Source organism: Paraburkholderia youngii, from assembly GCF_013366925.1.
In the GTDB taxonomy this organism is placed as follows: Bacteria; Pseudomonadota; Gammaproteobacteria; order Burkholderiales; family Burkholderiaceae; genus Paraburkholderia; species Paraburkholderia youngii.
This window is the reverse complement of the sequence record NZ_JAALDK010000001.1, coordinates 2467498-2479249: the sequence shown is the minus strand read 5'-3', so window position 1 is coordinate 2479249 and position 11752 is coordinate 2467498. Positions and strand designations below refer to the sequence as shown.

The following is an 11752-nucleotide window of genomic DNA, read 5'->3' as shown; positions in this document are numbered from 1 at the left end:
ATGGTCTCAGAGTTCGCTCTCGTGCCAGCCGCGCAAGCCGATGCGCGCGACCCACACGGTGATGCCGAACAGCACCACGCCCGTGAGCGTGATCAGAAAGAGCGCCGCAAAAAGGCGCGGAATGTTCAACTGGAATCCCGCCTGCAGAATCTGATAAGCCAGACCCGAGCCGCTGCCGCCGGTTCCCGCGACGAACTCCGCGACGACCGCACCGATCAGCGAAAGTCCGCTCGAAATCCGCAAGCCGCCGAAGAAATACGGCAGCGCGCTCGGGATGCGCAGACGCAAAAGCGTCTGCCAGCGTGTCGCGCGATTGATGCGAAACAGGCTGACAAGGCCCGGATTAACGCTGCGCAAGCCGAGTGCGGTGTTCGAGATGATAGGGAACAACGCGACGAGCGTCGCGCAGATCACGAGCGCGAACGTCGTGTCCTTCACCCAGATGATGATCAGCGGCGCAATCGCGACAACTGGCGTGACCTGCAGCAAGATCGCGTAAGGAAAAAAGCTCGCCTCGATCAGCGGACTTTGCGCGAACAGCAGTGCGACCGCCACGCCCAGGACTGTTGCGAGTGCGAAGGCGAGCAGCGTGATCTTGAGCGTCGCGAGAAGACTCATGACGAGCATCGGACCATCGGCGACCAATTGCAGCGCGATGTCGTGCGGCGCGGGCACGAGATACACCGGCACCTTGAAGAGCGCGCACCAGCCTTCCCAGACCAGCAGCATCAATATGCCGACGACACAGGGCGCCATCGCCTTCGCCACGCCGGGCCGCTGTAACAGCGCAGGGCTGCGCCGGCGCTCGGCTTTCGAATGCATCGCAGGCTTCGTTACAAGCGTCTGACTACTCATGATTGCGCTCCCTGGGTATCGACCTGCCTGTCTTCATTCGATGCCAGATGCGCGTCGGTGATCAGGTCCGACAGCGCCTTGCAATGCTGCATGAAGGGTGCCGAAACGCGATACGCTTCGTCGCGTTCGGCCGGCCCGCCGATCGGCACGTCGGCGATGATGCGCCCGGGCCGCGCCTGCATCACAACCACGCGTCCCGACAGATACACCGCCTCGTAGATGCTGTGCGTGACGAACACCACGGTCATGCCGCGCTTCCTCCAGAGCGCGCGCAGATCAGCATCGAGCTTGTTGCGGGTGAATTCGTCGAGCGCGCCGAATGGCTCGTCGAGCAGCAGCAGGTCGGGTTCCGTGACGAGCGCCCGTGCCAGCGACGCACGCATCTGCATCCCGCCCGACAGCTCGCGCGGACGCACCGTGCCGAAGTCGCCAAGACCGACGTTCGCGAGCGCAAGGGCGACACGCGCGTCGGCTTCGCGTCGTGGTACGTGCGCGAGGTCGAGTGGCAGGCGCACGTTGTCGGCAATCGACGCCCAGGGCATCAGCGTGGCTTCCTGGAACACCATCGACATGCGCCGCCCGACCGATCCGACGACGCTGAACGGCTGGCCCCACCACCGCATGTGACCGTGCGTGGGTGTCTCGATGCCGGCGAACATCTTGAGCAGCGTGCTCTTGCCACAACCCGACGGTCCGAGCAGCGAGACGAATTCTCCCGCGCCGATGGTGAGGCGTATATCGTCCAGTGCGATCGTGCCGTTCGGATAGACCTTGTCGATACGCTGGACGGCGAGCGCCGTGTCTTTGCTGTCTTCGCTCATGGCCTCATGCCTCCTCTGTATCGATGCGGAACACTTCGTGCTCGCCATGCCCTTCGAGTAGCTCGAGCAGCATGCGGCGCATCAGCAGTCCGGGCTGATCGGATGCCATGTGGCATTCCTGCTGGCGGCGCACGTCGATGCACGCGTCGTAGTCGGTGGCTTCGAGAATCTCGCGGTCTTCATCGGTGATCGGCCGGTCCCAGTCGATCAGCTCCTGGGTCGAACATTGCGCTTCGGTGTCGTTGCGATAGAGCCATTGCACGAGCATCATCGTTCTGTCGTCGATCGGCGTTGCGCAGTTGTAGATGATGTGATGCACGCCGCTTGCCGGATACATGCAGCCGAAGCGCCGCGCGAACGGCACGTACCATCGGTTCATCAGATGGCGCTCGGTGATGTCGTCGGTGGTGCCCGTGATCCGGAAGCTCGCTTGCGGGTTGCGGATCGGCACGCGCGTCTCGGCCTCAAAGCCCCATTCGTTCGGACGGAACTCGTACTTCGATGGCTTCGGATTGTCGAAGAGACCGAAGTTCGACTTGTGCACGAAGCTGAAGTGCGAGTTGTCGAACGAATTCTCCATCATGCGCAGCGCGCTCGTGTTCCACTGTTCGTAGAACTGCAGGATGCGCCGGTAGCCCGGTGCGTTTTCCTCGGCAAATTCGGGAATCGGCTGCAGCGGATCGTCGAGCGCAACCCACGCGTAACCGTAGCGCTCCTCGCAGCGATACGACTGCACGATCGCGCGCGAGGGAATCTCGCCGCCCGCGTTTTGCGGAATGCGCACGCACTTGCCGCTGCAGTCGTAGGTCCAGCCATGATAGCCGCAGGCGATGTTGCCATCGGCATCGACGAATCCCTTCGACAGCTTCGCCGTGCGATGGCAACAGCGGTCGCGCAGCGCATGCGGTTTTCCGCCCGCGCCTTTCCACAGGACGATCGGTTCGTTAAGCAGCGTGAACGGCTGCGGACCTTCGTCCAGTTGCGAGATCGGCATGACCGCGTACCAGAAGCGGCGCAAGACTTTCTGACGTGTGACCAGCATGATCGGACTCCTTGATTCCGTGACGCCCGCTCAGGGCATGACCTTCGCGTTCTGGATGTACTGCAGCGTATAGGCGCTCTTGTAGTCGGTGCTCGCTTTGAGCAGCTTCGCGCCGACCATGTAGTCGTAAGTCTTCTTCCAGCGCGTGTCGGTCATCGCGCCGATGCCGAGCGTCGATGCATCTCCGCCGGTCACGAGCTTCAGCTTCTTCAGTTGCGCCACGCCAAACGCGAGCTGCGCATCAGTCATCTCGGGATTGTCCTTCTTGATGAGCGCGTTGCCCGGCGCCGGATTGGCGAGATAGCTTTTCCAGCCTTCCATCGACGCCTTCACGAAGCGCGCGACCACATCGGGCTTCTCGGCAAGAGTCTTCTTCATGCCGACGATGGTGGTGTTGTAGGGCGGATAGCCGGCGTCGGCAAAAAGGAAAAAGTGCGTTTTCACGTTCGCGCGATCGGCCTGGAACGTCTCGGATGACGGATACGCCTGCATCGCGACGTTCGCATCAGCGAAGAACGGCTGGATGTTGAACGTATAGGGACGCGTCTGACCGTCGCTATAGCCATACTTCTCCTTGAGCCAAGGCCACCACGACGTGCGGCCGGAGCCCGCGACGAGGATCGTCTTGCCTTTGAGGTCCGCGAGGCTCTTCACGTCGTCGTGCGTGAGCATGCCTTGCGGGTCGAACTGGAACGAGGCGGCGACCGTCGTCACAGGAATCCCCGCCTCGACGCTCGACAGCACCTGGAAGTCGTAGCCGAGAATGAAATCAGCCTGGCCGCCGACGAGCAACTGCATACCGTTGACCTGCGGGCCGCCCATCTTGATCGTGATGTCGAGCCCGGCTTTCTTGTAGAGGCCCGTGGCCTGCGCCTGATAGAAGCCGCCGTGCTCGGCCTGCGCATACCAGCTCGTCAGGATGGTGATGTGATCGTCGGCGTGCGCCGATGTCGTCGAACAAATACTCGCGGCCAGAACGATGCTGCTCAAGATGCGATTCAATACACGCATGAAAAGGGCTCCCCTGTTAGAACGTAGGAAGACCATGCGGACGTAAGAACGTGTCGGGCGCTATGCGCTCGGCGTGCCGGATGACGATCGAGGAAGATTCGGGGCGATTCACGCAACGCTTCCTGTCGACGGAATCCGGACGATTCCGTTCGAACGTCGAGGCTGGTCGACGTAGGCGCGCGATGCGCCCCAAGAGCAATGCCCCACGCCGGTCAGATACGCCGACGCTAGCCGCTTATACTCTGCAACGCTTTAAGCGATATCCATGCCAGAGATTCGTTGCCGGGACTGGCGTACCTTGGGTCGTTGCAAGCCTGTCCGAGCGGGCGATACAGGGGCAGCGGCGCCCAATCATGAAGCATGGACGCACTGTCAAGGAACGCCTTCGGCCCTCACAGAGCTCGGATCGGATTCGGCCAAGCCATTTACCCAGTACATGACGGATTGCGGGGGTAATGAGTATGCGAGCGCCACCTAGCACCTGGACTGGATAGGCAAGGTGTATGTGAATCACCGATATAGCTTGGCAAGCGGCCATTACGGAGGGCGGAGTTCGAGTGGCAGCAGTGGGTCGCGAAGACTCGTTCATTGACGTGAGAAGTGCCGTTTAGGCTTATTCGACGCCTGGCCGTCGGCGCCGCGGCACGCTCACAGCAATGTGAATGAGGGCAGGCATCGAACAACCCTAAACGCGAAGAGTCCTTCGATGACCCTGAAGAGGGTCATTCACGCTCGTCCCGCGACGGCGCAGATCTATTCTTTACCCGCTCCCTCATCCACTCTTAAACTCTCCATCCTGAACGGTCGGTCACCACCCTGCATAGCTCTACGATCTTCAGGGCGCTGTTGAATGTCTCATACTCGCCGTACTGACTCCCACAGAGTCCGGCTCTTTTCAACCCACAAGAGACGTTCGGGTCTTCCAGAAACGGCCATTCATGCGAGCACCGGGCCACTGCGACGGCGGGCTTTCTCAACGCACGGGCCGACAAAATATATTGACGAGATTTCCATCCGGGTCGCGCAGCAGTAGCGAGCGATTGCCCCAAGGCATCAATGTCGCCGGCATCACGATGGTTTTACCGGACGCTTTCATCCGTTCGAACACCATGTCGACGTCCTCCACTTCGAACTCCAGGATTGCCGATTGATTGGCTGCGGCAGTGGCCGCTCCGACATTGAAAAGCTTGATCAGGTGCTCAGATGAAATCGCGAGGGCCGTGCTCGCGAATCGCATTTCGGCAAACCCATCGGCTAGCCGCACAGCCTCGATCCCGGACAGCCTCTGATAAAACTCGACCAGCCGTTCAATATCTGCGGTAACCAGTCGAACCGATGCAAACTTCATTTTAAGCTCCTTTAAAAGAGCTTCAGTCTACTGGGGCATGCTGTCAGATTCTGGCAGTATCGTGCGACTAGCGACCTGATTGAGTTTGCGCCATTCTCGAAGCAGAGTGGAACGCCGCTTGGGATAGCGCTCCATCTTTTGCTCGACGCTCAAGATCCGATCCGAACGGAAATTCCGAAAATCGGCTCGAAGCTCGCACCAACACATCAGCACCCGTGCCTGGTCGAAATACACCAGGGCAAAGGGCCAAACGACGCGCCGCGATTGAATGCCGCTGCCGTCCACGTAGGTAATCTCGAGCTTCAACTCTGCACGGACCGCGGCACGCAGCAGGTCCGGCGAGATCGTGTGGGCAGGTCTCGTCAACGGCGCGCCGACCAGCAGCGAAGATTCCTCTAGCTCGCGGCGCAGTTCGGCGGGCAGCACGGCCGCTATCTTTGCAAGCGCGCCGAGCGCACCCCCTGATAGCGTCTCGTCGCAGCGATCGGCCACCCAGCGCATGCCAAGCACCAAAGCATCGAGTTCCTCCGAGCGGAACATGATGGGTGGTAGCATGAAGCCCGGCTTCATCACATAGCCAATGCCCGGCGCCCCCTCGATGAGTGCGCCCTGGGCCTGCAAACTGGCGATGTCCCGGTACAAGGTGCGAGTGCTTACGCAGAGCTCATTGGCAAGAGTTTGGCCGCTCACGGGACGTCGATAACGACGTAACACTTGCAGGAGTTGAAGGAGGCGTTCTGCACGGGACATACGTGAATTGTGATATTGGCACGGAGGGAAATCAACAATGTGATCCGGTGCTTCGAACCGAATGCAGTTCATTCGTTCCGAGGACCATTGCATTGTCGACGATCTATACGGCTCTGTCGAACGTCCTTTCCTGGCCGAGAGCACCAGTTCAACGCTGGTTCTGTTGAGGTGCCGTTGAACGCTTCGACGGCAGCTTTCGGGCGGCTTCTGTGGATGATTACAGCCGGCCAGCTTCGGACTTCGGCTGGCGTCGCGAGTCCGCCATTCGCATGTCTCAAGCTTCCAAACTTCGGACGTTCGCATATCGCCGACTGGCGGTTGATCAGCCGAAGCGCTCAGGCCGCTTGGAGATTCGCCACCCCTGCCTGCGCTAAATGTTGACGTAACGTGGCCAAGGCAGGATTGTCGAAGACCTATTTGGCATGCCACTTTCCTCGATCCACGCATCGCTGAACATACATCCTGTGTTCGTTCGGATCGCGCGCGACCTTTCTATGGTGTCGCCGTGCATTACAAACTCGGCAGGCTGCAACAATGTTCCGCTTGCAATTCGCGCCCCCATCAACCCGAGCACGAAGATGCTCGCCTGTCCAGTGCAGTTGCGGCGCTTGACGGCGGGAGATGTTGTATCGCTCAATGAACGGCTCAGCGCTGCCGTCCTACATTGGATAACCGCAATAGAAGCAAAGACCGGATTGACGTTTGAAAGCACGAGCGCGGTGTAGCGCGATTGGCGAAGGCATGAGCGACTCCAGATGTCAGGAAGATTCGGGGAAATTTCGAAACCCGCTCGCCCTTTAGGTGCCCACGGGAAGCAGCCAACTCAGTTGCACTGGCACCACATCAACTCTTCAAGAGATTGACGCACCAAGTCTAGTGCGACTTGGACTTCAGGCAAGTTGGTTTTCAGCAGAATTTGCTCCCACCCGACAACGGCTTGTTGTGCGTTCCTTGATAGTTTTCTCGATGGCGTTGGAGGAGGAGTGTTTGCCCTAGGCCTTCTCAAAGCCACTGTTACGGTCGACTATTCGCCGATCAACTCGACGGACCGTGCGGCGGCTGTACTTCTTAGGTGATCCTTGCTCTGATCCGGGCGGTTCAGGGGTGACTCATGCACTTCGCATGGTTCGCCGTCCGGCAGCCCAAGTCAAAGCGGTGTGAGACTCAGTTCGGGCCAGTTGCAGCCGTTCGACCGGACATGCTGTCGGACATTCGAAGGACCGCTTCACCAGATACTCGCCTTTGCGGCTCAATATCCGAGGTGCTGTGCGGCGTCACAGCACTTCGCCGGGATTCAGGATATGCTTGGGATCGAGCGCTATCTTGAGCCGACGCATCAGGCTTATTTCAGCATCGCTGCGCGTGCAGGCGAGGTAGGGGCGTTTCAGCACGCCGATTCCGTGCTCCGCCGAAATCGGTCCGCCCGTTTGTTGCATGACAGCGTAGGCGGTTCGATCGAGTTTGTCCGCCAGCGCTACGTCCAGCGAAGAAAGGCGATTACCTCGAATTCTTCGCGTGGATCGATTTGCTGTGCGCACTGTCGACCTGCCTAGGTGGCGATCTGTCAGTGCCAGTGTGGGGCCCCGACGCGCGCGATCCGCTGGAAGTGTGCCGGCCGCTTGGCATCGAAGTCTGGCAATTCGCGCCAAAGATGCTCGACGGTTGGTCGCCGCCAGCTCTCGCCGCCTACAAGGGGCAGCACGGCATGGTGTTGAATCAGCCACAATGGGAGTGAGCTTGCGGCTACCTGAATCGTCCGATTAACACGCGCGGCGAACAGGCTGGTTTTCGCCAACAATGGCCTCACCACGACGAGAGGGCGAACATGCGCTATAGCCCCGATATGATCCGCACCATCGCTCTGGCCGGGCATGCCGGCAGCGGCAAGACCTCGCTTGTGGAAGCGCTGCTGTACCACGGCGGCGCGCTCCATGCGCCCGGCAGCGTCGCGCGAGGGACTACGGTCTGCGATTTCGAACCGCTCGAGCGGAAGTATCACCACTCGCTCAACTCCACCGTCACGCACCTTCATTACCGCGACACTCGCATCTATCTGCTCGATACGCCCGGTTACCCCGACTTTTCCGGGCCGTCGTTCAGTGCGCTGCCGGCCGTCGAGACGGTCGCCATCGTCATCAATGCGCAGACCGGCATCGGAATGACCACCCGGCGCATGATGAATTGGGCGAGCGAACGTAAGCTTTGCAGAATGATCATCGTGAATGGTATCGATGAAGAAAAGGTCGACCTTCCAGCGCTACTCGCGCAAATCCAGCAAACCTTCGGCAGGGAATGCCTGCCTGTCAACCTGCCGGCGCAGCACGGCCGCCAGGTGGTGGACTGCTTTTTCAACCCTGCTGGAGACGCCGATTTCCTGTCCGTTGAAGCTGCGCACAGTGCGCTGGTCGATCAGGTGATCGAACTCGACCCGGAGCTGATGGAGCTATACCTGGAGCAAGGCGAGGCGATCCGCCCGGAGCAGTTGCACGAGCCTTTCGAGCGTGCGCTGCGCGAGGGCCATCTGGTGCCGGTGTGTTTCACCTCGGCGACCAATGGCGCCGGCATCGAGGCTCTCCTCGATGTGTTTGTCCGGCTCCTGCCCAATCCGCTGGAAGGCAACCCGCCGCAGTTCTACCGCGACGCCGGCTCCCACAAGGAAGTCGTGCGTGCCGAACCCGCCGCCGACAAGCACGTGCTGGCCCACACCTTCAAGATCGTGATCGACCCTTACATTGGCAAGATCGCCGTGTTCCGCATCTATCAGGGGACGATCGAGCGCGATAGCCTGCTGTATATCGGCGACAGGCGGCAGCCGTTCCGGGTCGCCCATCTGTTGATGTTGCAGGGCAAGGAGCACGTCGAGGTCCTGCGAGCCGGTCCCGGCGATATCTGCGCGGTGGCCAAGGCCGACGACGTCGGCCTCGATGCCGTGCTACACGACGCGGCCGACGACGGCAACATTCACCTCGTCCCGCCGGACTTGCCGACGCCCATCTATGGTCTCGCGATCGAGCCGGCGCGCCCGGGCCACGAGCAGCGGCTGTGGGAAGCACTGCAGAAGCTGAGCGCGGAAGACCCGTGTCTACACATCGAACGCGAGGCGAGCACCAACGAGACCGTGGTGCGAGGCCTCGGCGAGTTGCATTTGCGCTATATGCTGGAGCGTCTGTCCGACCAGTACAAGCTCGAAGTCGTGACACGGCCGCCGAAAATCGCCTATCGCGAGACCATCGGCGCAAGCGCCGAGGGACACTGCCGCCACAAGAAGCAATCCGGTGGCGCCGGGCAGTTTGGTGAAGTGATGCTGCGCGTGGAGCCGCTGCCGCGAGGCGCGGGGTTCGAATTCGTCGACGCTGTCAAGGGCGGCGCCATCCCTGGCCAGTTCATTCCCGCCGTGGAAAAAGGTATTCTTCAGGTGATAGAAAGCGGGCCTCTTGCCGGTGTCCCGATGCAGGACGTGCGGGTCACGGTCGTCGACGGCAAGAGCCATTCGGTCGACTCAAAAGAGGTGGCATTCGTCACCGCCGGGCGCAAAGCCTTCATCGATGCGGTGCTCAAAGCCCAGCCCATCGTGCTCGAACCTATCGTGGATATCGAGGTAACAACGCCAGAACCGGCAATGGGCGAAATAATCGGCGATCTGTCGTCGCGGCGCGGCCAGGTTCATGGCTCCCGCCCGTCCGCCGGGAACGCCGTGGTCGTCGCAGGACAGGTGCCGCTTGCCGAGCTCAACCACTATCAGTCGCGTCTGAACGCGATCGCCGGTGGACACGGCAGCTACAGTATCGAACTCAGCCATTACGCGCCGGTGCCCGCTGCCACGCAGGAATCGTTGGTGGCGCAGCACAAAAAACGAAGCGACACGGTCCAGCCGTGAATGGCCGGCTGTCCTGTGGCATCTGAGGGACATCATGAAAGTTATCGTGCTCGGTGGCGGCTGGTCGGTGTGACAGCCGCGTATCAGGTGCAGAAGGATGGCCAGGAAGTCGTGATCATCGAGCGCCATCCGGTCGTTGCAGCGCAAACCGTCTGAACGTCTGTTCGGCAGTAGGGGCGAATGACAATTTTTGACCGGGTCTAGCCGGTTCAACTTGCGAGCTTTCCCTCGACCCCGCTCGTCACGACGAATTCATGCCGCTCTGGCCGGATGCGAAAGACAGTCGCCTCGCAGACACGATCGTCGTCCAGCCGCGTCGCCCGCCGCGTCAGTAGCAGCGGCGCGCCGACATCGATTTCGAGACTTCGAGACATGCGGCAAGGTCTTCCCCCGGGAATGCCCGCGCCGCACTGGAAACATCTGTCTCCAAATCGCGTCTCCAGGCTGGTTTAGTAAAATGAGAGCTGCAAAAACTTCAATGAACTCGCCACTCAGACACTCCATGGACATTTTTTACTATTGGCAGAAACTCGAGCAAAATCTGAAGGAAGGACCGGTCGGGTATTTCGGCTCGAACAATACAAAAATCCTGGAGCTGACACAGCGATTGCCTAACAGGCTGTTGAAAAGCGCCCCGTCATGACGACCGAAGCTATGTTCAGGAGACTTGCGCGTGCGATATTGCGCTGAATTAACGGTTCACCGCGCGATCTGCGCGGGGCAGGCGCACGCATGCGGCTCGTCTGGCGCGCAGTCTTCGCGCATTGGCGGCTCATCGCGTCGCTCCTCGCGGCACCATCCCTGGCATTCGGGCCATGCGGGTCAGATTGCTCGCAACCATCGTCAGCTTGAAGTGCTGGTCGACGCGCTTGAGGCCGCGATAGACCGTCTGCCGGATCCGCCCGATGGTTTTGCCCCAGCCGAAATGCTCTTCGATTCGTTTGCGGATGATCTGGCTAGTCCGGTAGCCCGCATGCCGCGAAGTGCGACCGTCGATGGCGCTGCCGCCCCAACGCTCATCGTTGCGCGCGACATGCGGTGTCACGTTGCGAGCGCGGCAATCGTTCACGAAGTCACGGGTGTCATACGCCTTGTCGGCGCCAACTGTCTTCGCATGAGTACCTGGCACGCAATCGAGCAATTGCAATGCGCTGGCCCGCTCGGCAAAACCATCTGCGTGACTAACCACGGCGCCGACCACCAGCCCCGAGCGATTCTCCATCAGGATGTGCCCGTGGTAGCACAGGATGGCCGGGCTCTTGTGGCTCTTCTTGAACAATCGCGCCTCCGGATCAGTAGTCGACTCGTGCGTGGCATTGCTACGTCGCTCGCCTTTCCAGTCGGTGTCGGCGTTGCGGCCACCGCCGGCTGGCGGACCATCGTCCGGGCCGTCCTTGCGGCGGAAGCTTTTGTGACTGGCCCACGCCTGAATCAGCGTGCCGTCCACCGAGAAATGCTCTCTCGACAGCAAGCCCCGCTTGTCCGCCAGGCTCATGACTTCGGTGAAGAACGCTTCCACGACTTCATGCTCCAGAAGCCGGTCGCGGTTCTTCGAGAACACCGAGTGGTCCCACACGGCGTCCTCAATCGCCAGCCCGACAAACCAGCGGAACAGCAGGTTGTAGCGCATCTGCTCCATCAGCATGCGCTCGCTGCGTACGGAGTAGAACACCTGCAACAGCAGCGCCCGCATCAGCTTCTCAGGCGCAATCGAGGCACGACCGGTGTCCGCGTAGATGACGCTGAACAGCCCGTTGAGCCGTTTCAACGCATCATTCACCAGCAACCGGATCGGTCGCAACGGGTGATCTGCCGGGACGAAGTCCTCGAGCTTGACCGTCGTGAACAGGGGTTCCTGCATCTCGTCCATTCCGCGCATCGCATCCGCTGCCAAAGATCATGAACACGATATCCATAACGCCCGTCCTTCAAACCCCGTTTACACGGGATCCAAATTCAACAGCCTGCTAAGCGTATCTGGGTCTTCAAGACCCCGAGAGGAATGAAGGGCTCCATCCAACTAGTCGGGTCACTCCTTGTCAGCGAGA

General features: G+C 60.5%; 11 protein-coding genes and 1 pseudogene. 2 read left to right on the top strand and 10 right to left on the bottom strand.

The window, feature by feature from the left end:
• Positions 1-6: 6 nt before the first annotated feature.
• The 8 genes from G5S42_RS11525 to G5S42_RS11490 all read right to left on the bottom strand — a co-directional run bounded on the left by G5S42_RS11525 (position 7) and on the right by G5S42_RS11490 (position 7263).
• Positions 7-822 carry an ABC transporter permease gene (locus tag G5S42_RS11525; protein WP_176110482.1) on the bottom strand — a complete coding sequence of 272 codons (816 nt, stop codon included), beginning with the start codon at positions 820-822 and terminating at the stop codon, positions 7-9.
• 29 nt (positions 823-851) lie between these two features.
• Positions 852-1676: an ABC transporter ATP-binding protein gene (locus G5S42_RS11520; protein WP_176106857.1), complete on the bottom strand. Its 825-nt coding sequence runs from the start codon at positions 1674-1676 to the stop codon at positions 852-854.
• A 4-nt stretch (positions 1677-1680) separates the two neighbouring features.
• Complete coding sequence (locus tag G5S42_RS11515; protein WP_176106856.1) at positions 1681-2718, bottom strand: aromatic ring-hydroxylating dioxygenase subunit alpha; 1038 nt, start codon at positions 2716-2718, stop codon at positions 1681-1683.
• Positions 2719-2748: 30 nt separating this feature from the next.
• Positions 2749-3729: an ABC transporter substrate-binding protein gene (locus tag G5S42_RS11510; RefSeq protein WP_176106855.1), complete on the bottom strand. Its 981-nt coding sequence runs from the start codon at positions 3727-3729 to the stop codon at positions 2749-2751.
• A 973-nt stretch (positions 3730-4702) separates the two neighbouring features.
• Complete coding sequence (locus G5S42_RS11505) at positions 4703-5077, bottom strand: VOC family protein (RefSeq protein ID WP_176106854.1); 375 nt, start codon at positions 5075-5077, stop codon at positions 4703-4705.
• A gap of 27 nt (positions 5078-5104) precedes the next feature.
• The gene (locus G5S42_RS11500) at positions 5105-5827 is read right to left on the bottom strand and encodes a helix-turn-helix transcriptional regulator (protein WP_176106853.1); all 723 of its coding nucleotides are present in this window, start codon (positions 5825-5827) and stop codon (positions 5105-5107) included.
• A 413-nt stretch (positions 5828-6240) separates the two neighbouring features.
• A complete protein-coding gene (locus G5S42_RS45735; RefSeq protein WP_217710053.1) occupies positions 6241-6426 on the bottom strand; it encodes an HNH endonuclease in 186 nt (61 codons plus the stop codon).
• Between the two features lie 675 nt (positions 6427-7101).
• Entirely contained in the window at positions 7102-7263 is a 162-nt protein-coding gene (locus tag G5S42_RS11490) for an FAD-linked oxidase C-terminal domain-containing protein (protein ID WP_176106852.1), read from the bottom strand.
• 44 nt (positions 7264-7307) lie between these two features.
• On the opposite strand from G5S42_RS11490, the pseudogene G5S42_RS11485 reads away from it, so the two are divergent.
• Positions 7308-7562: pseudogene (locus G5S42_RS11485) on the top strand (hypothetical protein); the annotation flags it as partial.
• A 90-nt stretch (positions 7563-7652) separates the two neighbouring features.
• Entirely contained in the window at positions 7653-9704 is a 2052-nt protein-coding gene (gene fusA / locus G5S42_RS11480; RefSeq protein WP_176106851.1) for an elongation factor G, read from the top strand.
• Positions 9705-9913: 209 nt separating this feature from the next.
• Here the strand turns inward: fusA and G5S42_RS11475 are convergent, their stop codons facing one another.
• Positions 9914-10078, bottom strand: coding sequence for a UTRA domain-containing protein (locus G5S42_RS11475; RefSeq protein WP_176106850.1), 165 nt, complete (start codon positions 10076-10078; stop codon positions 9914-9916).
• A gap of 398 nt (positions 10079-10476) precedes the next feature.
• On the bottom strand, positions 10477-11583 hold the full coding sequence (locus G5S42_RS11470; RefSeq protein WP_376776852.1) for an IS5 family transposase: 1107 nt from the start codon (positions 11581-11583) through the stop codon (positions 10477-10479).
• Positions 11584-11752: the final 169 nt, after the last annotated feature.